The sequence below is a fragment of the Nocardia albiluteola genome, from assembly GCF_018860155.1.
Classification (GTDB): Bacteria; Actinomycetota; Actinomycetes; order Mycobacteriales; family Mycobacteriaceae; genus Nocardia; species Nocardia albiluteola.
Window position 1 is genome coordinate 124,718 of the sequence record NZ_JAHKNI010000005.1, and the last position, 21,596, is coordinate 146,313.

The 21,596-nt window shown below is 63.5% G+C and carries 17 protein-coding genes; 9 read left to right on the forward strand and 8 right to left on the reverse strand.

Annotated elements, in window-relative coordinates:
- Positions 1 to 110: 110 nt before the first annotated feature.
- Complete coding sequence (locus KO481_RS16530; protein ID WP_215918051.1) at positions 111 to 1,208, forward strand: dTDP-glucose 4,6-dehydratase; 1,098 nt, start codon at positions 111 to 113, stop codon at positions 1,206 to 1,208.
- On the opposite strand, the gene KO481_RS16535 is transcribed toward KO481_RS16530, so the two are convergent.
- From KO481_RS16535 to KO481_RS16560, 6 genes are all read right to left on the reverse strand, one after another.
- On the reverse strand, positions 1,174 to 2,262 hold the full coding sequence (locus KO481_RS16535; RefSeq protein ID WP_215918052.1) for a DegT/DnrJ/EryC1/StrS family aminotransferase: 1,089 nt from the start codon (positions 2,260 to 2,262) through the stop codon (positions 1,174 to 1,176). The genes KO481_RS16530 and KO481_RS16535 overlap by 35 nt on opposite strands.
- Positions 2,263 to 2,355: 93 nt before the next feature.
- Positions 2,356 to 3,009 (reverse strand): NAD-dependent epimerase/dehydratase family protein, encoded by a 654-nt coding sequence (locus KO481_RS16540; protein ID WP_215918053.1) that lies wholly within the window; start codon positions 3,007 to 3,009, stop codon positions 2,356 to 2,358.
- A gap of 66 nt (positions 3,010 to 3,075) precedes the next feature.
- A complete protein-coding gene (locus tag KO481_RS16545) occupies positions 3,076 to 3,729 on the reverse strand; it encodes a dTMP kinase (RefSeq protein WP_215918054.1) in 654 nt (217 codons plus the stop codon).
- Between the two features lie 439 nt (positions 3,730 to 4,168).
- Complete coding sequence (locus KO481_RS16550; protein WP_215918055.1) at positions 4,169 to 4,678, reverse strand: hypothetical protein; 510 nt, start codon at positions 4,676 to 4,678, stop codon at positions 4,169 to 4,171.
- On the reverse strand, positions 4,675 to 5,010 hold the full coding sequence (locus KO481_RS16555; RefSeq protein ID WP_215918056.1) for a hypothetical protein: 336 nt from the start codon (positions 5,008 to 5,010) through the stop codon (positions 4,675 to 4,677). Before KO481_RS16555 ends, KO481_RS16550 begins: the two co-directional genes overlap by 4 nt.
- The gene (locus tag KO481_RS16560) at positions 5,010 to 5,375 is read right to left on the reverse strand and encodes a hypothetical protein (RefSeq protein ID WP_215918057.1); all 366 of its coding nucleotides are present in this window, start codon (positions 5,373 to 5,375) and stop codon (positions 5,010 to 5,012) included. The genes KO481_RS16555 and KO481_RS16560 overlap by 1 nt, the downstream gene beginning before the upstream one ends.
- Positions 5,376 to 6,450: 1,075 nt before the next feature.
- Between KO481_RS16560 and KO481_RS16565 the strand changes: the two genes are divergently transcribed.
- The 5 genes from KO481_RS16565 to KO481_RS44360 all read left to right on the forward strand — a co-directional run bounded on the left by KO481_RS16565 (position 6,451) and on the right by KO481_RS44360 (position 17,579).
- A complete protein-coding gene (locus KO481_RS16565) occupies positions 6,451 to 7,869 on the forward strand; it encodes a helix-turn-helix transcriptional regulator (RefSeq protein ID WP_215918058.1) in 1,419 nt (472 codons plus the stop codon).
- A 4-nt stretch (positions 7,870 to 7,873) separates the two neighbouring features.
- Positions 7,874 to 8,776 carry a phosphotransferase enzyme family protein gene (locus KO481_RS16570; RefSeq protein ID WP_215918059.1) on the forward strand — a complete coding sequence of 301 codons (903 nt, stop codon included), beginning with the start codon at positions 7,874 to 7,876 and terminating at the stop codon, positions 8,774 to 8,776.
- A 483-nt stretch (positions 8,777 to 9,259) separates the two neighbouring features.
- Entirely contained in the window at positions 9,260 to 11,092 is a 1,833-nt protein-coding gene (locus KO481_RS16575; protein WP_215918060.1) for a hypothetical protein, read from the forward strand.
- Positions 11,092 to 12,543, forward strand: a complete 1,452-nt coding sequence (locus tag KO481_RS16580; protein WP_215918061.1) for a hypothetical protein — start codon at positions 11,092 to 11,094, stop codon at positions 12,541 to 12,543. Before KO481_RS16575 ends, KO481_RS16580 begins: the two co-directional genes overlap by 1 nt.
- Positions 12,540 to 17,579 (forward strand): FtsK/SpoIIIE domain-containing protein, encoded by a 5,040-nt coding sequence (locus KO481_RS44360; protein ID WP_215918062.1) that lies wholly within the window; start codon positions 12,540 to 12,542, stop codon positions 17,577 to 17,579. Before KO481_RS16580 ends, KO481_RS44360 begins: the two co-directional genes overlap by 4 nt.
- 546 nt (positions 17,580 to 18,125) lie before the next feature.
- Here KO481_RS44360 and KO481_RS16590 read toward each other — a convergent pair.
- A complete protein-coding gene (locus tag KO481_RS16590) occupies positions 18,126 to 18,458 on the reverse strand; it encodes a phosphotransferase (RefSeq protein ID WP_215918063.1) in 333 nt (110 codons plus the stop codon).
- 436 nt (positions 18,459 to 18,894) lie between these two features.
- Between KO481_RS16590 and KO481_RS16595 the strand changes: the two genes are divergently transcribed.
- From KO481_RS16595 to KO481_RS16605, 3 genes are all read left to right on the forward strand, one after another.
- Positions 18,895 to 19,677: a GNAT family N-acetyltransferase gene (locus tag KO481_RS16595; RefSeq protein ID WP_215918064.1), complete on the forward strand. Its 783-nt coding sequence runs from the start codon at positions 18,895 to 18,897 to the stop codon at positions 19,675 to 19,677.
- The gene (locus KO481_RS16600) at positions 19,670 to 20,293 is read left to right on the forward strand and encodes a P-loop nucleotide/nucleoside kinase family protein (protein ID WP_215918065.1); all 624 of its coding nucleotides are present in this window, start codon (positions 19,670 to 19,672) and stop codon (positions 20,291 to 20,293) included. The genes KO481_RS16595 and KO481_RS16600 overlap by 8 nt, the downstream gene beginning before the upstream one ends.
- Positions 20,294 to 20,534: 241 nt before the next feature.
- A complete protein-coding gene (locus KO481_RS16605; RefSeq protein ID WP_215918066.1) occupies positions 20,535 to 21,002 on the forward strand; it encodes an NUDIX hydrolase in 468 nt (155 codons plus the stop codon).
- Here the strand turns inward: KO481_RS16605 and KO481_RS16610 are convergent.
- A complete protein-coding gene (locus tag KO481_RS16610) occupies positions 20,990 to 21,553 on the reverse strand; it encodes an HD domain-containing protein (RefSeq protein WP_245401046.1) in 564 nt (187 codons plus the stop codon). The genes KO481_RS16605 and KO481_RS16610 overlap by 13 nt on opposite strands.
- Between the last annotated feature and the right edge of the window lie 43 nt (positions 21,554 to 21,596).

Genomic DNA, 21,596 nt, shown 5'->3' on the forward strand with positions numbered 1-21,596 from the left:
CTGCCCTGCGGGACCCGAGTGGGTTTCGCGCAGTACTGCGTGTGGTGACTGTCCGCTGGCACGGTGCTTCCGGCGGGGTGGCGTGGCTATATCGGCTAGGCTCTGACCCCATGGTTGTCTACCTGGTGACTGGGGCCGCTGGCTTCATCGGTGCCAACTACGTGCATCTTCTCGCGCAGTGGGAACCCGACGCCCAGATCGTCGCGGTGGACTACATCGGGTTCGCCGGCAACGAGGCCAACCTCGAGCCGGTCCGGGACCGGATCAGCTTCGAGCGAGCCGATATCGCCGACTTCGACGCCATGGCCGCGATCTATCGGCGGTACCGACCCGACTACGTGGTCAATTTCGCTGCTGAATCGCACAACGACCGCGCGATCCTGAGCCCGAGCGCGTTCATGCGCTCGAACGCACTTGGCGCACAGGTGATGGCCGAGTGCAGCCGATTGATCCCGGTCACCTCCCACGTGCACGTATCGACGATCGAGGTGTACGGGGAACTCGCACCAGGCGCCCAATGGTTCAACGAAGGCTCGCCCCTGAACGTCAAGACGCCGTACTCGGCCGCGAAGGCAGCCGGAGATCAGATGGTGCGCGCATACATGCAGACCTACCCGGAGATGTCGATCCGGATGACGCACTGCGCCAACAACTATGGGCCATACCAACTGCCGGAGAAGCTGATCCCCCTGGCAGTGACCAATCTGCTGCGGGGCCGCAAGGTACCGATCTACGGTGACGGCCTGCAATCACGAGACTGGCTGCACGTGTTCGACCATTGCGCTGCCATTCACCGCGTCCTGAAGGCCCAACTGGACCCGATCCCAGCGGCAGCAGCCACCGATCCGGGGCTGCTGCCGATTTTCGACGTGTCCGGCCGGTGCGAGGTCACCAACATCGAAATCGCCCGGCGGGTTATCTCCGAGCTGGGTCTGGATCCAGCCGACTGGATCGAGCACATCCCGGACCGGCCGAACCACGACCGTCGATACCTGATCGACCCACGCAAGATCGAGACCGTTCTGGGCTGGCACCCCGAACGCGACTTCGAGACCAGCATCGGCGAAGTCGTGCGCTGGTACCGCGACAACCAAGGCTGGTGGGAGAAGGTGCTGTCGGAGAAGGGCGAGCTCGGATTCGACTGGGCCAGCCCGAACCCCGCCGGCCGGTACGTCAGCGCGGCAAGGCGGCCCGTACGGCCTCGATGACACACCCCACAGTGTCATCGTCCATGCCACGCCACAGCGGCAAGCGGAAGTGTGTACGGGCGAACTCGTCCGCCACGGGAAATTGTCGGCCGTCGGCGATATCGGCGAACACCGGGTGACGATGCAGCGGCTTCTCGTACACCCCGCGAGCTAAAACGACCCCGCCCGAGAGCACGGCGGTACGGAAACGCTCCCGATCCACGCCAGCAGCAAGGGTCGCAATACATTTGTGGCCGCTGACCTGCCCGTACAACTCCGGGAAGGTGATCCCGGTGCCTGACAGATGCGCGGTGTACCGGTCGATGATTGAGCGGCGCCGTACGAGGTCGTCCGGCAGGTGCGCGAGCTGGACGTTCGCCAAAGCCGCACCCAGTTCGGTGATCCGCCAACTGCCGCCCACGACGACATGCCGGTCATCGGCGTCTTTACCCTGGTTGCGGTAGATAGGAGCGGCTCGATCGAGCACAGGATCGTTAGTGGTGATGGCGCCGCCTTCGCCCGCGGTAATCGTCTTGGTGGCGAAGAACGAAAACGCCGCGGCCGCACCGAAGCTACCAGCTGGGCCGTATCCGTCGAGCGTTGACCCGTGGGCGTGCGCGGCGTCCTCGATCAACACCGCGCCGGCCTGCTCGCAGAGGTCGGTCAACGTTGGTAGGTCCGGCGACAGGTACCCGCCGATGTGCACAACGACAACTGCCGCGACATCAGCGGTCAGCTTCGTACGGAGGTCGGACATGTCCGGGTACAGGCCCGAGTCGTACAGCCGGACCCGTGCCCCGGCAGCCAGGGCGGCCGCGGCCGTGGCGTAGTTGGTATTCGCCGGCACCAGCACGACGTGGCCTGCGGCGCCGATTGCCCGGAAGACGATCTCGAGCGCCGTGGATCCGGAGCTAACGACGGCCGCATACCGGGTACCGGCCATAGTCGCGATGGCGCCTTCGAACGCGGCGGTGTGTGGGCCGAGCACCAACCGGCCTGACCGCAAGATGTCGTCGGCGGCAGCCAGCACTGCTGTGATCTCGTCGTCGGGAAGTGCGGAGAAGGGAGGGATCATGCGGCGCCTCGCGAATGCGGAAGTTCAGCGCATTGCCACCCAGATTGAACCTCTGCCCTGTGATGAGATCGTCAGGGGCGTTGATCAATTGGATCATCGCGTCGGCGACATCGGCGACGTGTACGAAGGGCTGCCACTGCTGCCGTCGCCCAGAACCGGAATCACCCCGCGCCTCACGGCCTGGATGACCATCTGGTGCACTACCAGATCCAGACGCATACGACGGGAGAGACCGAACACGGTCGCCTGCCGCACGACCACGACAGAGAAGCTGTCATTGGTGAGGGTCAGCACCGCGGCCTCGGCGGCGGCGTTCGCGGCCGCATAGGTAGTGCGCGGCAAGATGGCGCCCGACTCGGGCAGAAGACCTTCCTGCTGCCCGTACACGCTCGATGACGACGGCAGAACGTATCTTCCGCCCCCGGGTGCCAGCTGTGCACAGCGAAACCGCGCGTGAAGATTGATGTCCATCGTGAGCTGCGGATCAAGTTCTCCGGCAGGGTCGTTCGAGATCGCCGCCAAATCGATCACACAGTCGACGCCGTCCAAATCGGACCGTACCAGCCGACGAACATCCTTTCTGATCACCGTGAGACCGGAGCTGCTGGCTGGCAGCTTGTCCTGTCCGAAGAAGAATCGGTCCACCACAAGAACATGAAATCCTTTGTCCAGCAACACTCGTGTCAACATCGAGCCGATGTAGCCGGCACCGCCGGTCAACAGGATCTTCTTTCCCACCTCGATCACCCCTCCAATAAGACGAACGGTTTCAGCCCCCGAACCAGGCCAGAGGCATCGGCTATCGGTTTGCGCTTACTCGCTGCCCAACAGGGGCACGACCAGATTGGCTAGCTTGAGCCCCGCCCCGGACGGCTCGAGGTCACCCGAATCAATAGTCGAAACCGGCCATCCTCTGGCAGTCAGATCCGCTGTGACGGCATCGAACAGTGCCAGCTCCTGTTCCGCGTAGCCAGGAAGCGCTTCGAATCGGTCACTAGGACCGCCGCGGCCATGCATACGGGCGGTGATGGTCGCCGGGTCAGCACGAAGGAACACTGCAGCATCCGGAACGCGGATGCCGGAGTTCAACGCCCACACCGTATCGGTGGAGACCCCGTCAATCCCATGGAGCACCAGGCTGGAAGGCAGATAACGATCGCACAGCACCACATTCCCGTCGGCCAGGCGCGGCTCGATCTCGGTCTCCTGTTGGTACTGTCGGTCGGCCGCAACGAGATTCGCCAGCGCCATTCCATGGTAGAAGTCGACGTGCTGCCAGAGGTACGTACCAAGCGTGCCGGTGCTGGGCTGTCGTGTGGTGTATACCCGCGCACCCATGTTCTTCAGGTATTCGGCGGTCTCCCGAACCGTCGCCGACTTACCCACCCCGCCAGGGCCATCGATCGTGACAAGAACACCGGTTGCAGCATTCCCGCATACTTCCCGGATACCACTGTGGTACATCATGTTTCCTCTCATCGCCAAAGTGTTTGGTCATGCGTTCGAATTCTGAATCCATTGGCAGACACTCGCTTTCGCCGCTTCGATGTTTCGCGACGACGCCTCCCGAAGTGCTCGCCCGATCGAGTCGAACACAGTCCACGAACAGGTAACCGAGGTCGTCGGACGAATGACGGCGCGTTTGCCGCCCGGGAAGCACTTGGCAAGAGTCCAGCCTCTTCCGCTGTCTTCCAGACGCCAGCCACCTGCGGCGTGCTTGGGCCTGATCAGGCCCAGATCGGCGTCTCCGGGAGTCATCGACAGCGCCTTCGGTTCGCGCCGCGGTGTTGGCGCGATGGTTTACTGACTCGGATGCTCGGTCGGCAACGTATCGGACGACAAGGCGCCGCGGATGGGAGGGCGATATCGGTCGTTGTGACAATGCAGAGGGCGATGACGTCAGTGCTCATGCGGAACCTGCCCAGGTTCCGCCGATGCCGATCGACCGCATCACGGTGATGACCTCTGACAATCGGAGGAAATTCGCTGGGCGAGTAGGGCGCCGCAGCCACTCCCACGGGCACTCGGAGTCCGCCACCGGCAGTCGGATGTGACTGCCGTACGGCGCGATTCGGATGCCGATACGGTCAAGTGTCGCGGCCAGCCCTGGGCTGAGTCGTACATCGGGGAATACCAAGACCGCGATTTCTCGATCGAGTGGATAGCTGATCGCAGCGGCGTGCCCGAGAGCATCGAGGATCCACGACGCGATCGGCACCGGCATGACGATGGCGCTGTACGAAGCGCTCACGGGCATCCGAAGCGTCGGGGTCTCGTCCGCTCCGACCATGATCTCGGCGGGAATGCGATAACGACGCTGGTAGACCGACAGTTGGCGATCGGCAGCCTCCGCCGATACCGGCCCGTTCTCATCGCCGGAAGCCGGGCTGGTCATGTAGTTGCCGTAGCCCGTCATGGCAGCCTCATCCGCCCGGCCTCGATCAACACCCGGATCGCGGCCCTCTTGCGGGGGCACTCCTCGGCATCACAATATCTGTGCTGCTGCGTGATGGTGTGAGCCTGCTCGACGGACAGCGGCCGCGCAGGCGCGGTGTGGGTATACACCCGGACAGGAGGCAATTCCACCGTCGAGAAACTACGGTCGGAATAATCATCGCGATCGCGCTTCGGGGGCAAAATATCGGAATCCGCGTCGCTGCTGTCGCGATCAGTGATCACGCAGACCACACACCCAGCGACGAGGAAGAACCCGGCCACTAGTACCCACATGGTTCCAGAAGCGCTCATCACGGCTGCACCCCCGGCCAGGCCGCAGCGCCCGCTGGCGCACGCTCCAACACCCGCTCGCCCTCAACCGTGATGACCTGCGCCATCCGACGGACTTCGGCATCCAGGCCATCGATGTGCTCGAGGTCGGGAACGATCATGACCGCACCAGGCTCACCGTGCAGGGCTCGCACGATCGTACGCAAGGGCCATTCGACGGCCGGGTCCAGAACGACCACGTGATCGGCCACCTCGTAGCCGAGCCGGGCACCCAGCTCACGCATGTTGCGCACATCGTCAGCGCCACGAATATCTGTGCGCAGCAATAGAATTGCTAAACGACGCTCAGCATGAGCGCACGTAATAGAGATCGAATCGATCGTCACTGCAACCTCCATCGGGAGGGGAGGAATAGTCCTAGTTTCGGTAATTTCGCGACTCGTCGGTCATCCAGACGCGAAGTGAGAAGTAGGTACATCGCCTATGCCCCTTATCTGATTACCACTTCCCCAAGTAGCCGATCGATTATGGAGATCACTGCCGACAACGTCGGCAGTGACAACGGGCCTGGTGCGGGTTCCATGATCCAGTGCCAGCCGATTCCGGAATCCGAAGTCGGAAGCCATATCCGATAACCGGATTGGAGCAGCGCTACTTCGTGTTTCGATAGTCGCGCTTGATGATTCGCCTCGTCGGAGATCGGTGGCCGTGGGTCGACCAGTACCGTCCAGTGCGTCTCACGCGGATTCGCCACAATGGGTGTCGGCCGCTCGTGAATGAGATCCGATAGCACTCGGCGGCCCAAACCTGGCGGCATTCGAACCGCTCTCAGTTGCGAATCGCATGTCACCAGAACATGACCGGCGAACAACTCCACCGGTAGCCCGTGCCGGTGGCGCAGCAGATATGCGGCTTCTGATGCGGTAGCGCAGGTCTCGTACATGGCTACTCGTCCCAGTCGTCCTGGGCTTGGACTCCACAGCTGTACGCGACGGCTGCCAAGTACTGATAGCAGCGCGAGCTGTGCATAGCATGCTCGATCTCGACGAGGCGAGCTTCCTCGATCGAGCGGAACTGCGGATTCAAGTCGGCACAATCGCAATGCGTTATGACGCACGGGCCCCTATCCACAATGCCGTTCACGTGCACCTCCAGATAGTTCGGACGGCGTCCCGGCGCATCGTGACCGTGTGGGTCCGGTGGCGGATGCCTGAATTCAGGTTCATGGATTCGCCGGACACGGCCAATCCCCGCCGGAGCTAGCCCCGCTGGGGCTTGACGGGCTTCAAATTTGCGATAGTTTCGCAGTTCAACAACCCGAGTCGATGGAGCGGGAATAGTGTGAGATGACACTGTCCGCAATGCACTGAAGGTGAACTGATGACCAGTGGATCACGGTGCTGCTCGTGTAGTCAGTTACCTCCGGTCGCCCATACCGGCGGACTGTGCGAGGGGTGTGCGGTGGCTGCCGGTTTCAGGCAGCTGATCCCGTCAGGGTTCTTCGACACCCCGGCAATGCGAAATGCGTTGGGGCAGTATGACTTTGGAATCATATTTCAAGCGATACTGGAGCAGACCGGTCTGTCGCAGTTCAGACTGGCCGAGTTGGTTGGCCTGACTCAGTCCCGGGTGTCGGCCGTCGTTCGAGGCGAACGCTCCATCACCGGACTCTCGGTCGCGGCCAGGATTTCCACCGCCTTCGGTATACCGCCGCGACTTCTCGGCTTCTACGTCGAGCCGAGTAGCCTGACCCCTGAGGAGGTGAGTTGGGTGGACCGCAGAGATTTCATCACCGTTGCCACGGTCGCCGCACTTGGTTCCGGGCTACACGCCGAGCTCGATCGGCTCGGTGGTCTGCTCCCGAGAAGCCTGAAACCTGTCACTCGCAAGCGCATCGGGGTCAAGGACGTCGAGGCCATCGAGAGCGTGACAGCGGGCTACCGCCGCTGGGATCTCGAGCACGGCAGTGGCCTGTGCCGCGACGCGGCTTTGGTTCAGCTGCATGAAGTTCTGGGCTATGAGCATGCAGAATGCAGTGACGACCTGCGCCCCCGATTGTGGGTTGCCACTGCGGAATTGGCGTCCATGACCGGCTGGCTAGCCTACGACATCGAGGACCATGATGCGGCGCGCCGGTTGTGGACGTACGCCCTGTGGGCCGCCTATCAGGGTCAGGATCACCCCCGCAGCACCGACCTTTCTGTCAACGTCTTGCTCGATATGGCACATCAAGCCCTGCATTTGTGGCGCCCTGCGTGGGAGCCGCCGGATGCCGAAGCGCAGCGCTGGCAGAAGCAGCGACTCGATGAAGCCCTGCGATGTGCGCAGACCGCCGCTGCGACCGCCAGCACTCGCCGCCATCCCGCGACCCAGCTCACCGCTGGGTACACCGCGGCCGTTACCGCGTGGTGTTTTGCCGCCCGTGGCGATGCCCGCGCTATGGAGCGGGCGATCGGCCAGTCCGAAGACCTCTACGCCGAAGCCGATCTCCGAAACATGCCGCCGTGGGCCTCGTTCGTCACCGACGCTGAAATCCGCGCCCAGAAAGGACATTCGGCGTACCTGCTGTCCACGAGCAACCGTGAATTCGCTCCCCGCGCCGTCGACCTGCTGAGCGTTGCCGTCGATGGCCACGTCCAGGAACACGCCCGCAGCCGAGCAGTGACCCTTCCGCCCCTGGCCGGCGCATACCTCCAAGCTGGCGACTATGACACGGCGGCGGCCTACTGCGCCAAAGCAATTCGCGAGATCAATGGGATGACCTCGCAGCGCTGCTACACGCGGCTGCGTGACCTTGACCGGATCGCCACTCAATACGACCACAGCTCAACCGTTTCCGCCATGCGAGCGGAAATATCGGAGACGCTGAGGGCCGCGTGAGTCAGTGAATACCGACAGCGGGCTCCCCGGCTGGGACGCTCTAGTGGCCGTGTGCAACGCCTTCGGCCTCGACAGCCCAGACGGCGCAATTCTGCTGCACCACAGATCGAATGCCGTATGGCTACTGCCGAACTCCATCGTGGTGCGCCTTTCCCCGGACACCGAACTCCGACGAGTACGAGCGACCGCGGCGATCACGGTCACTCGGTGGCTCGCCTCCGCAGATCTGACTGTCGCGCTGCCCCCACTGGCAGGCCTACAACCCGTGATCACCGGAGGAGCTGTCGCCACCCTATGGCCTTATCGGCCAAGCGATCACCCCGCGACGGCCACCGACCTCGGCGTCCTCATCCGCCGACTACATTCCGCAGGCGATCCTCCCCCGACCGCGCCGATCCCCCCATATCGTCCGTTGCGCCGACTCTACGAGGCCTTGAACATCGATACCGGCCGGATCAACCCTGCCCTTCCGAACAGCGACCGCATATGGCTGAAGGACCGGGCCGATCAACTGGTCGCTGAATTCGACAGCACCGACTTTCCGCTGGGTATCGGTCTCATCCACGGCGACGCCCACAGCGAGAACGCCGTGCTGGACCACAACGGCTGGGTCTTGATCGACTGGGACAACACCGCCATCGGGCCTAGAGAGCTCGATCTCATAAGCGGATTACCAGACCACTTTCACGAAACAAGCTCGGATCGAACACAATTCGCAAAAGCATACGGTTACGACCTGCTCGACTGGCCGGGCTGGGTCCTGCTGCGGGATATCGCCGAGCTTCACTCGGTGGGCTCGTACATCCGACTTGCACCCGACAAACCCTCTGCCGCAGCGGAATTGCGCCGTAGAGTTCACTCACTGCGAACCGGCGACCGCTCAGTCGTCTGGCGCGCAATCGGCTGAGACGGTCGGGACTGAGAAAGCGGCGCTGGCTCAATCTGCCACCCACACCCTGTTCGGGGCCGCGGCGGTGAAAATCGCGGTTGAGCCCGTCCGCGGCTCGTACGCCGTCTTTGGCCGCAATGGTGGTGCACTGCTTGCGGCCCCGCACGATTCCGTTCATCCCGAGCTCACGCATGATCTGGTCGACGGTGCAGAACGCCACGCCATAGCCGAAACCGGATACGTACAAGGGCAACAGCGCTTCCCGCTAGCCACTTCAAGGCGATATGGCGAATGAGTGTGTGCCCGTCGAGGATCAGCGCGATCGGCGCGGCTGCTCTGGTGTTGCTACATCATCGAGCCACCAGAACCACGTCGATCATGGCACAACGGCTGCTCCGAAAGGCTCAATTCAGCACTCTAACAAGGAATTTGATCTTCCGTGAGGGGCGCTGGCAGTAGAATTTTCCAGCATTCCCGGCTCGGTCGAGGAAGGACAGCAGCATGCCGCTAGAGGTCAACAAGCACGTCCAACGCATACGTCGTTACCAGCCGTTCGACGTCGACACCTCGGAGATGATTTACGAGCTGCAGGCAGACTGGACGCAGTCACTGTTCCCCGTCGTGACGCTCACCTACCTGCTGGAAGCCATTGAGCGACCGACCACGAAAACCATCGTCCTGACCGGGGACGCTGGGCACGGCAAGACGAGCCTGTGCGCCAGCGTTCTGACCGAGCTGCAGATCGATGCCGAGTCGGTCACACCAGATGTCCGGAAGGCAGTTTTCCGCGAGCTGTCGGAGGCTGGCAACGCCAGCCGCCCTGTCGGCCGGACCCGTAGCGGACGCCCGCTGTACATCATCAGAGATCTCAGCGAGCTCAGCGTGTCGGCGGGCGCTCACAAGCTCGTGGAGCTGCTTGATCCCCCGGACGGGGGCGTCGCGATCATCTGCGCAAACGAGGGCCAGCTACGCAAGTGCGTCGCCGAAGACGACAACCTCGACAAAGGCGGCACCGAGCGCGCCAAAATTCTGGTGACAACTCTCGCGGAAGGCATCGTCCGCGGACAGGTCAGCGACCCCGATGGCACGGTCACCGTCATCAACCTCAACTACCAGTCCGTAGCGGCCGACAGCGCCAACGGCGGGCTCATCCCTTGGGTCCTGAAGCAGTGGACGACGACGCAATGGTCGAGGTGGAAACCCTGCGAGGCATGTGATGCACGGAATGTCTGCCCAATCCTGGCCAACCGCAACGAACTAAGCGATCCCACCCGCGGGCCGCAGCGTCGGGCCGCGATCCGGGACTTGTTCGCGGCGGCCGAGCGTACCGGGGCCGTAGTCACGACCCGACAGGCGCTTTCGGTGACCAGCTACATGCTTACGGGCGGCCTTTCCTGCGAGAACGTTCATGCCAAGTATCAGCGGTTGCACTCGAACAGGTCGTGGCAAGCTCCCCACTTGTACCACCAGGCTCTCTTCGGTGACCAGCTGACACTGCAACAGCGTCATCTGGTTCCCGCTTTCTTTGCGCTACGAAAGCTGGACCCTGGCAAGGTCTCCCGTCGCCAGGTCGACGACCGGCTGGACCCGGACATGGCCGGCGACTTCCCTCCCGTGGACGCCGGCAGCTACTTACAGAAGGTCCGTACGAGTCGGGACGTTCAAAAGCAGGCCGAACAGTTGCGGGGCCTGTATACGTTTCTGCGACGAGCTGACTTCTTCGACAGTGACGACAACAAGGACCGGTTTGCCCGCATGGGCCTGCAGGCCGGAGACGACTTCGTCAGCATCCAGGACACGAACCGGGACCTGGCAGATACCAGGGTGCGAGACCGCTTCCTCAAGGGCCTGGAAGCCGTCCAGGGCATCCACCGGGCGGGGAGCAACCCGGACTTCTTCATACTCGACCCGGCCTTCTTCACCCACCGCGCCCGCGCGGCCGTGATCTCTCGGCGCGTGCCCAGCAAGGGCGTCGAGGTCGTCGACCAAGTCACCCAGTGGCAGCAAGAAGGCCGATCGGGCGCCACCCCCGAAATGCAGAACGCCGTCGAGTGGCTCAACCGGGCCATCTACATCCGTATCCCGGCCATCACCTCTGACCATGGCGCAGTCTCAGTGGAAGCGGACCTTCTGCGTTTCGAGTTGCTAACACGGTGGGCCGCAGGCCTGCGTAGCGAGGTCCAGCACGAGGCAGAGATCCGCGGCCTGAGTGGATCCTTGGCAGAGCTGGCTGACTCGTCGAACAAGGACGACGAGATCCAGGTACTGGTCGGCAACGTCATGCGAAAGCTCATGATCGACGTCGGCGACAAGATCAGGTCGGTGCGTGCGTGATGGCTGATCGTTCCAAGGCCGAGGTCGTCCTTCGCCTTTTCGGGGTGAATCTCGAACAACAGGGCCGTGGCTTCTACGTACCGCTCGAGATGCTCGCGATCGCCCGCGGTGTCTACCTGGCACATCAGGAAGACCCCAAGAAGTTCGCGGGACTCCTGGACTCCGGAGCCGACACGGCTTACAAGAGGACCTCGCACGACCTGGCCCGGCGGATCGCCACCAAGACCCGCATCGTCGAGGGCGACGAGGAACTCGGCAAGGCCGTCGAGTTGGATTCTCCCGAGACGTTGGAAACGCTCCACGCCCTGTTCTCGTCCTTGCTGGTCGAGATCCCGGGACGGCGTAGCCAACCCAGTTGGTTCGGCGCGCACATCTATCCGTTCGTCGGTGAGCTCATCCACTACGACGCAGTCGAACGACGAATCAAGCAAAGCGATGCCTCCCACAAGACGAGCGCCAAGAAGCGCACCCAGGCCGGCAAGGTCACTGCTGGCATCAACGCTCCGAGCATCGAGCGCTACCTCTTCCGGGACGGTGGGGGCTGGGCCTACAAGGTCCTACGCAGCGATCCTGATCCTGACCGCAAGGAAGCGACCCGACAGGACCTGACCGACCTCGTACAGGACAGCGGCACCCCGCTGGGCAGCCTTGCCAAGGCCCTCAGCGCGCACGACTTCGACTACGACGAAGCGCCCGTGCAGGGCTCAGACGCAGGAATCGAGCTGCACGAGGATTTGAGCCCGTGGCCGGATCTACTGAGGGAAGGGACCCGCAACATCGTCATTCGGATTGCGACGGTCCCCCGGGCCAAGCGCACCGAGAGCCTCATGCACTGGGTCCCCTACTGCTTGGCACGCCACCAGCTGCACCTGGCACGGACGAAGCTCGGTGCTAACGATCACGAGCCGATGCTGTTGGACTTCGGCAACGAGGCAACCCCGCTACGCAGAGAGTCGCAGAAGAACCTCAATAGCTGCCGCAATGACATCGTCAACGCGATCAACGCCCAGGCTCGGGAAATGATCGGCGAAATCGAAGCCGAAGGCGACGAGGTCAAGAAGCGCCGCTACGAGAGGTTCACCAAGGAGGTCGGCATCGCGGTCGCCTCGCCCCGAGCGTTCTTCAGCGAGACCCTCGCCGCTGTGGGAGCCCTGAACGCGACGGTCGGGCGCCGACACTTCACCATGAAGCCCCCGATGCTCGAGGGACTGGTATCTGCCACCGTCCCACACGGCACGGAGATGGAGTTCGACCACTTCTGCGCCCTGCTGTACGAGAAGTACGGGCTCGTAGTGGAGAACAAGGTCGCGGCTGCGAGCCCATTGGCCTACGAGGTCGACCCGTCGGTCCTTGACCACAACGGCAAGGCGTTCCGGGAAAAGCTGGCCGCCATCGGCCTGCTCACTCAATATTCAGATGCGACCAGCATGGTTCGAGGGGAGCCCCAGTGACCGCCAGCAGTGTCCGAGCACTCGGTCGGTTCGTCGCGGACGAAGCACTCCGCAAGGTCACTGAGATCAGCGGAGCCCGTGCCGTCCTGCGAGTGAGCGGGTTCGATCAGCACACCGTGACCGAGGCTCTCCGTAGCATCGCTCAGAGTCCGTTGGAGTCGCCGGACCGTCAGGTTGTCGTCAAGGTCGGCACCTCGGAGCCGATCGCTGGCGTACCTGCTGAATACCTTTTAGATCCGCAGGACCAGCTAACCAAATGGCGAAATTCCGGACAGGGTAGGGCGGTGTTGCTCTTCGAGTGGGGTGAGTCGCCAGACGCGCAGGGACTGGCGGCCATGAACGCCCTTGACGATGCCGCCATCCTGGGCGACTACCACGACGCCGTCGGCGAGCGCGGGTTCGACAGGTTGGTGGCAGAAGCATGGCGGGAGGTGGGTGGCATCGGCACCGTTCCAGCCCCGATGGCCAACTTTCTACCGGAGATCTGGCGTGCCGTCACCGACGAGGAGCCCCGGTCCTTGCACCGCTGGGCAGCCTTCCTTGTCGAGACCGCGCATAAGGTCGCAGCAACTCAGATCCACACCCCTGACGTGGTCTACCCCGAGATCTCTGCGGCCCTGCCCGCTCTTGACCTCTTTCCGGACCGAGAACTCCTCATCAAGCCCGCCGCGCTGCCCGCCCGGATTAAAAAGAACGTCTCGGTCAGTGCCTTCAAACAGCCCACCGGCAAGGAGATCACCGAAGACGACTTGATAGACCGCATCGCCACGACCGAATTCAGCGAGGAGTCCCTGGACTACATCGGTACGGACGCCGAGACTGCCAAAATGCGCATGCGCAGCCTCGTACTCGACCTCAATCACAGTGGTTCTACCCCGCAGGATCCTCGTCAGCTGCGCTGCGAGCAGGACCTGACACTCTGGCTTGAGGTTTTCGAGCAAAAATCTAACAAGATCGGCCTGGGCCAGCAGGTCCGTCAGGAGATCCAGAGGACCGCCCCAGAGCGGGTCGACGAGTTCGACTCCATGCTGATCGAAGACGCGCTCGACCGCGGAGACCAGGAATCCGCACAGCGCTTCCTTGACGAGGCTCCCGCCGGTGGGGCCGAGCCGCTGGCAGATCTCTTGTCCAAGCGGTCGCGCCGCAAAGTCGAGAAGCTTGCCTTCCCGGACGCTCAGTTCGTCCATGACCCACTGCGGGCCCTCCTGCGCGAGCTGACCTACTTCGCCGACGAAGACGAAGGCTCCGTCGTCGTGGGGCTCGAAGGCAACCAGGAAGCCGGGCGGTGGAGCCGCTGGCTGTTTGCCTTCCTGTACGCACGCACCCTGCGGGATGTCCAGGACTCCACCGGACTTCGACTGACCCTGGAGGTGAAGGACTGCCTGCTAGACCTGACCAGGCCACCGCTGCCGGAAGAGGACGAGCCGTTTGACCCGAACACCGAGTGGGCCCCGCTGCGAATCCTGGTCGAGATGGACGGCGCCGCCCAGCGACGCTTTCGCTGGGACCCCGTAGGCATCCCCGGGCAGATCGCGCTGGCGGCCTTAATCCATGGCTGGCGAAACCCACCCGGCCATGCCAGCAATCTGACCTTCGACGCCTTCCTCGGGAAGTTCAATGACCCCCGGCTGTGGCAGGTCGACGAACGTGTGCCTGTCCCCACCACACATTTCGCTGGTCAGCTGGAGCGCCTCAAGCTGGAGCACTTCGAGCGGTTCTCCGACGGACTTGACGCCGGGAACATCAAAGATTATGTACGCGAATGGGAAAGCGTACTCCGCGCAGCGCGCACCGCCTTGATTCCGGACAACGCTCCGAACGCAGACCTCGAGGCAGTCGTCCTGAGCGATGTCGTCGGACTGGCCGATCGCCGCATGATGATGCTAGGCACCCACCCACTGAAGCTGCGCTGGCTGGCAGAGAACTACGCGGAGACCACCGGCAGCATCAAGACCGCCCTGAACAAGGAGGGGGGTCTTAGCCTCAACCAGGAGAACGAGGACCTTTTCTTCGACGCCATCGACCGTATTTCCCCACATGGGACACCAGCAGTCCTCGTCGGGCCCGGCGGCACGATCGCCATTCCGATGCGGGAATCGGCCGGGCATGAGGAGTATGCACCGGTCCGATACGGCGGTAACGAGTCCAAGGACTGGCTCGCCAGCGTGGACGAGACCGCGATCGACGAGATGGTCCGCGTCATCACCGACTACCTGACGACCTACCCCCACAAGCTCGACGGCCTACGGGTACTGCTTCTGGACCGCAACGGCGATCCTGTCCTGCCGATGCGCGTGGCAAAGCAGATGCGGGCGAAGAACCCTCGCCTGAAGGTTGATCTGGTCGTGCTGGCTCCTCAAGTCACCCATCACGAGATCATTCAGGGTTTCGACCTGCAGTTCTCCGGCACGGAGATGTCCGAGGACAGCTTCCTACCCGACGTCCAACTCATCCTGCGGGCATGGGAGCCCGACCAGGAAGCAGACCTGTCCGGACTCGAAAACACCATCGACCTCGCTCTGGCTCCGGTGCTGTTCGGCACCCAGACCAGTATCAAGGAGAGCACCAAGAAGGAGTCCCTGTCCGGCTCCTTCAACTCATGGAAGCATCCGGCCTCACACAATTTGGCTCAGACCAGCGAGAACGTCGTTAGAGCGCTGTTGCCCGAAACCGCTGACGAGACTCTCGAGTCCTGGTCGACCTTGTGCGTGCGCTACGACCGCCGTTCCCCGGTCTCCCGGGAGAGTGTCGACGGCATCGACTACTTCGAGATGCAGGTGCAATTCGACCAGCACCAGGACTTGTTCGCCACCCTGCACTGTGTGGCCCACTGGGTCGTCACCCTCGACGGCTTCATCGGCCGTGAGCAGATCGATGCCCTGCGTAACCGCCCTGACGTCATCCTCGTCAAACCCAATGTCGGCAAGAACGAGGCCTACACGCTCATTGTCAGCTCGCAGACCGGTCAGCAGTTCGTCGTCCAGCGGCTGCGGCGCCGGCTGGAGCAGATCGGGGTCGTCGCCCCGCGAGACTCCGAAGGCACCGCCAAGCGGATCTACGAGGTCGGCCGCAATGTGGCCCCTGGTGCCGTGCTGCGCTCCCTCGGTATCGGCACCACCGTCAACGAAGTTGTCGGCTTGGTCGCCACCCGATTTGTCATCGACCAGCAGTTCCCCGTTCCTCAGCAGGGCATGAGCCTGGTCACCTGGATCAGCTTCGACGAGCACCACCGCTGGTTCGGCCGCGGACGCAAAACCCGTGCCGATCTGGGCCGGTTCGTGCTGACCGTCCAAGACGACGGCACGGTCCAACTGGATGTCCTGGTCGCCGAGTCCAAGTTCCGCCAGACCTTCGACGTCGGCTCGGCCGAGGAACAGCTCAATCGCACCATCGACCTGTGTGCGGATGCCTTCCGCTCGGACGGTGAGGCTCGCCATGACCGTCCCTTCTGGCTGGATGAGCTTGCCGCCGCGATCACTCAGACCAGTGCAAACGCCCTACCGGCCGCAGACCTTCCAGCCCGCACCCTGATCGGCAACGACGACCACCGTCAGGTCGAGGCGATGGTCCTTGATGCCCTGCGCTCCGCGCGTGTCCGGCTCGGTCAAGTCGCCGGCGTTGCCGTGGCCATCTCAGCCGAGGACGATCAGCCAGCCCCTGCTGTCGGAAGCCTCGGCGAGCACACTCTGGTGAGGCTGAACAAGCACGAGTTGCTGAACCTCATCGGCGCTCTGCGCGCCAACCATGACCCCACCCATGCCGACCCCCTTGTTATCTCTGGGGGTCCCAGTAGGACAGCGAAGGTTTCCGACACTGCCGTCGTGACCTCCCCAGGGGGCAGTTCCGCCGAACTGCCGCCTGCAGGAGTACCGACGGCACCTGTCGAGGTTTTCGGAGCGACTGCTTCAACAAGCACGCCGAGAGCGGTAGTTGCGCGTCACCCTGCCGCAGAGGTAGATCCTGTCCCTCCGAAGGCGAACCGCGGTGGGCTCCCTGAGGAGGAACTGCGGCTTCGATACAACGCGGTCCTCGACGTCTTCGACCACCACAAGGTCGCCGTCAGCGCCCCGGAAGTCGGCAAGTGGCAGGAAGGACCTGGCTTCTACATCTTCCGGTTCATCCCCAATCCTGGGGTCACCGTGGACAAACTGACCAACCGACGTGACGAGATCTTCCTTGCCCTTGCACTGCCGTCTGGATTCAGCATTCGCACCCGCAGCGACCGCGGCTCCGTGCTCTTCGAGATCCCCAAGATCGACGACGAGAAGTACGGGGTCGACGCCAAGGCGCTGTGGCAGCGGTGCCCGACCGATCCCGAAAGCCTCATCGCTCCGCTGGGCGCCGACATCGAGGGCAACCCCGTCACCATCGACCTGTCCTCCGCGGACTCTCCACACTTGCTGGTGGCCGGCACTACCGGATCAGGAAAGTCCGTCGCCCTCGACACGATCCTCAAGGGCTTGGTCCGGTACGACAAAAGCACCCTGCGACTTCGCCTCGTCGATCCCAAGGGCACCGAGCTTGTCGACTTCGAGGACGACCCACACCTCGATGGCATGCTCGGCATGGATGCCGCCGACGCCATCGAGATCCTCGAAGAAACCGTCGAAGAGATGGCCGTGCGCTACAAGGACATGAAGGCGATCCGCACACGCAAACTCGTCGAGTACAACGCCCAGGTCGACAAAGCACAGCGAAAGCCCTGGATCGTTATCGTCCTGGACGAGTACGCCGACCTCACAAGCGATCCCGACGAGAAGAAGCAAATCGAAGCGCTGCTCAAACGCCTGACGCAGAAGGCTCGCGCTGCGGGCATCCACGTCATCGCAGCCACGCAGCGGCCAAGCGCGGACGTTATCTCGACGACCATCCGCTCCAACTTCCCCGCCCAACTCGCCCTACGGGTCAAGACTGCGACCGACAGCCGCATCATTCTGGACGAGACCGGAGCCGAAGCTCTGGCCGGACAGGGCGACGCCTTCCTGCACACGGCCAAGGGCACCGTACGAGTGCAGGTTGCCTACGACGGGAGCTGATTGTCTCTCGACCGGGGTTACCCAAAGCCCGACCCGGCCACCCAGAGGACGCTGTGGTGACCCCGTGGTTGGTCTGCGCCGGGGCATTTGAGGCTTGGCCGGTTCAACGCGGTACCCGCCCGGGCCGCGGCTGCCCGTCGACGACATCGGCCGCACCAGTTACGCATTGGATCCGCGGGTCAGCGGGGGGTGGTCTCCTGACCTTCCAGGTGCTGCTGCGCGTTCCTTCCTGAGCCGATCGGCCTGCCAGTTGAAGAGGGGTCCGGAACGAATTCTCTCAGTCCGTTAGGTTCGTCATAATTCAGAGGCTTTGGTGTGCAGGCGATCTCGTGTGTGATCCCACAACGAGTTCAGCGCCGCCAAGATGTGTTCGTGGGGGGCCGGTCGTCGGTGCATGTGTAGCTCGCGGGTCACGATGGCGGCGAGGTTGATGAGGAAGGGGACCTCGATGCCGTGCGCGGCCACCAGCGTGTCGATGTGTTGCCTGAGCGAGGGGGTCGCCGCGCCGAGTTGGGTATATATCAGCGCCAGGTCGAGGCCTTTGAGTTACAGGCCGGCGAATTCCCAGTCGATGACCGTTGCGGTGGTATGGGTGAGCAAAATGTTGCTGGCCAGCAGGTCGCCGTGGTTGAACTGGTTGGGTGCTCCCGCGGCTGGCAGCAGCGTGTGCAGTGTGGTGTAGTCGTTGTCGGTAAGAATCCCGCGATGCCGGTATCGGGCGAATTGGTCGGGGTAGTCGAACATGGTGCCGATACCGGGTGCTGCCGGTGGCTGCCACTGGGTGATCGCCGCGGCCGTAGCCAGCATGGTGTCGATCTCGGCTGGGGCGAGGGCGCGGGCGGGTAACGGTGGTCGTCGAGCCGGTGCCCCGGTGCCCATTCCAGCACCATCACCCGCCGACGGTCGGTGCGCAGTAGTCGGGGAACCCGTACCGGCACAGCCGATTCGAGGAGTGCGAAGACCTCGTCGACTGCGGCCTCGCGCTGGCATGCCCGAACCCAGAACGTGTCGGTGTCCCGGAGTACTTTGACAGCGACCCGGTGCCCGGCGAGGTCGCCGACGGCCAGCAGGGACTTGGTGGTGTCGTGCACGAGGCCCACGATGCGCACGCCCCACTCGTTCTGGACTGCGGCGATCTCGTCATCGGCGATCACCGGTACGGCCGATCCGGGCTGTGGCGGGGTCATGGCTCGGGTCCGATCATCTCTCCGCAGGGTTGTCCAAGGCTCCTCGAGCGTATGGGCCGACGGAGCCCGGCGGAGAGGCGGTAGCGGGAAATGTCAACGTGCGGAACCGGATTCGGAAGGGGCGGCGGATGGATTGGGCTGGGTTGGGTGCGGAATTGGATGCGGTGTCGCAGCGATACGCGCACCAGCACGGGTTTCGGCGGACCAAGGAATGGTTGATGCTCAAGATCGCCGAGGAGGCCGGCGAGTTGGTGCAGTGCTTCCTGGCCGCGTCCGGGCAAGGTCGGCCGCGAGGAAAATCACCGGCCGAGCTCGAGGACGCGGTCGACGACGAGATCGCCGATCTGATCGGCCATGCGGTGCTGCTGGCGCATCACCGCGGCACCGACGTCCAGGCGGTGCTCGACCGAAAATGGTTGCGGCGCCCGCAGAATCATCCCGAGACTCCGAAATCGACAGTGCCGTGCTGGAATTCTGGCCCGTGTGCTGCAGTGGGGGAACGGGTGCGGCTCGTCGAACGGGCACCGACGGTGGTCGAGTACCGGCAGCTACGGGCCGCGGTCGGGTGGAGCGTTCCAGCAGCTGCGGAATGCGCGAGCGCGGTAGCTGCCTCGTTGTTCAGCGTGGTGGCCGAGGTCGAGGAGTCCGCAGTGGGGATGGCCCGGGTGATCGGTGATGGCGTGTATGCGATGGTGGTGGATGTTGTTGTCGCCGCGGACTATCAGCGGGACGGGATCGGGGGATTGATGATGGATTCGGTGGTCACCTGGGCCAAGGGACAGCGTATCGCGCATGTCGGACTCGTCGCCGATGATGCGGTGGCCGGATTCTATGCTCGCTGGCCGATGCGCGGCAGCGGGCAGTTCCTGCGGCTCGATACCGCGGAAGGGGACGTGAGCAGCCGTGCCTGATCACGATCGAGGGCCCGACGCCCCCGTGCTGTCCCCGGCAGCGACCTCGGCGCTACAGCAGTGCGCGCAGCGGCTGGGCAGGCGTGGGGTGGTGGCGTTGTGTGGATTCCCGGCATCGGGTAAGAGCACCGCCGCGCGGGTGCTGGCGTCGTTGGCCGATGCGATCATCTTGGACAAAGATGGGTTTGTGCCCGATTTGGAGCAGGCGGTGATGCACCGGCTGACCGGGAATCGATTCGACCGCGACAGCGACATCTATCACGATGTGGTCGCCCCGCACGTGTACGCGGGGTTCGTTCGTACCGGATTGACGGTCGGGGCGAAAGTCCCGGTGGTGCTCGATGCCCCGTTTCTGGGCAGTATCCGCCACGCCGCCGCGGCCGGAATCTGCTTGCGGGAACACCTGTCCGCGGTGGCCGGAATCCAGGACACGGTCCCGATGACCACGGTGTGGCTGGATACATCCCCCGCTCAGATACACACCCGGATGACCAGTCGCGGCGCCGACCGCGATGCAGGCAAACTGGCGGATTGGAGCGCCTACGAAACCTCCGTCCTGGCCAGCGGTTTACGCGAAATCGCCCACTCGGTTGTCGACGTCGTGCTCGCCACCTGACCTCATCCCTGTGTCACAGCGAACCTTCGGCCGGGACCAGGTGGCGGCTGTCGTCGCCGGATCCACTGGGCACCGTGTGCTGCGACATCGGCGACCGCAGTGCGCAGGGCCATGAGAGGAGGGCGAGTCGATGCGTGCCGAGTCTGCTGACACTGGCTGAATCGACAACGACACCGAAAAGCTTCGACACCGTCTGGGCCGACGTGCGGCCCTGGACCCCTTGAGTGAAAGGCCGCAAATCATGGGCAGGACCGAGTACTACTACGACCCGGCTGCACCCAAACCGAACTCGCTGGTCGTGGCCTGCAATCTGCTGGTCACCGACGAGCACGGCGCGATCCTGCTGCAACGACGCCGCGACACCGGCCAATGGGCACTCCCTGGCGGCGCCATGGACTTCGGTGAAACCGCCGCCGAGTGCGCCATCCGCGAGTGCACCGAGGAAACCGGCATCATCGCACAAATCACCGGATTCCTTGGCGTCTACAGCAATCCGCACCACATCGTCGCATACACCGACGGCGAAGTCCGCCAACAATACGAGAACTGCTACATCGGCCGGCCAGTCTCAGGCGAACCGACGATCAACGACGAAGCCGACGGCGTCGCCTTCGTGACGCCAAACGATCTGGACGCCTACGACATTCACCCCAGCATGCGCCAGCAGATCGGAGACTTCCTGTCCGGCAACTACCCCTACCTCGGGTGAGCAGCAAGTAGGCGGTCGATGCGTGCCGTAGCGGCGAGGATTTCGGGCTCGGCCCGCTGAATGAACCTGCCCACCACCGTGTCTGGGCCATACCGGTCGACTATCTCTGCGATTCGCGCCGCCGGTGTGGTCGGCTCACCGTCCGGCGTTGTGGTCATGTCCGCGTACATCAGCGCGTCGACGAGGAACTGGTCTTCCAGGATCGGGAACTCGGCCTCCAGCTCCGCGCGCAGCCCGCGTTCCTCGGCCTCGAGTACCGCGAAGGTATGGTTGGCGACAAGACGCACCAACCGATCATCGGCTTGGTGCTCGTCGCGGAGGAAACGGGCACCGTCGAGCGGATGAAAGCCGGTCATGACGATCGCAGGCGCGTAGCCAATATCATGTAGCAGCGCGGAGGCAACCAGGAGATCGGCATCACCGGCCGCCGACGGTTCCAGCGTCTCCACAGCACGCGCGACCCCCTGAGAATGGGCCCAACGCCGCGGAAGAGACTGCGCGAGCTGGGATTCAGCGAGTTGCCAAGCCCAGCTTGAGACAGCAATCGCCATATAACAACACCACCTGCCGATCTCGATGACGCGGCACAGGTGT

Coding starts and splice junctions, on each gene's coding strand:
- KO481_RS16545 (WP_215918054.1), bottom strand. CDS start 3,729: ATGATGTACCACAGTGGTATCCGGGAAGTATGCGGGAATGCTGCAACC.
- KO481_RS16610 (WP_245401046.1), bottom strand. CDS start 21,553: ATGGCGATTGCTGTCTCAAGCTGGGCTTGGCAACTCGCTGAATCCCAG.
- KO481_RS16535 (WP_215918052.1), bottom strand. CDS start 2,262: ATGATCCCTCCCTTCTCCGCACTTCCCGACGACGAGATCACAGCAGTG.
- KO481_RS16580 (WP_215918061.1), top strand. CDS start 11,092: ATGGCTGATCGTTCCAAGGCCGAGGTCGTCCTTCGCCTTTTCGGGGTG.
- KO481_RS16550 (WP_215918055.1), bottom strand. CDS start 4,678: ATGACGGGCTACGGCAACTACATGACCAGCCCGGCTTCCGGCGATGAG.
- KO481_RS16555 (WP_215918056.1), bottom strand. CDS start 5,010: ATGAGCGCTTCTGGAACCATGTGGGTACTAGTGGCCGGGTTCTTCCTC.
- KO481_RS16605 (WP_215918066.1), top strand. CDS start 20,535: ATGGGCAGGACCGAGTACTACTACGACCCGGCTGCACCCAAACCGAAC.
- KO481_RS16575 (WP_215918060.1), top strand. CDS start 9,260: ATGCCGCTAGAGGTCAACAAGCACGTCCAACGCATACGTCGTTACCAG.
- KO481_RS16590 (WP_215918063.1), bottom strand. CDS start 18,458: ATGGGCACCGGGGCACCGGCTCGACGACCACCGTTACCCGCCCGCGCC.
- KO481_RS16595 (WP_215918064.1), top strand. CDS start 18,895: ATGGATTGGGCTGGGTTGGGTGCGGAATTGGATGCGGTGTCGCAGCGA.
- KO481_RS16530 (WP_215918051.1), top strand. CDS start 111: ATGGTTGTCTACCTGGTGACTGGGGCCGCTGGCTTCATCGGTGCCAAC.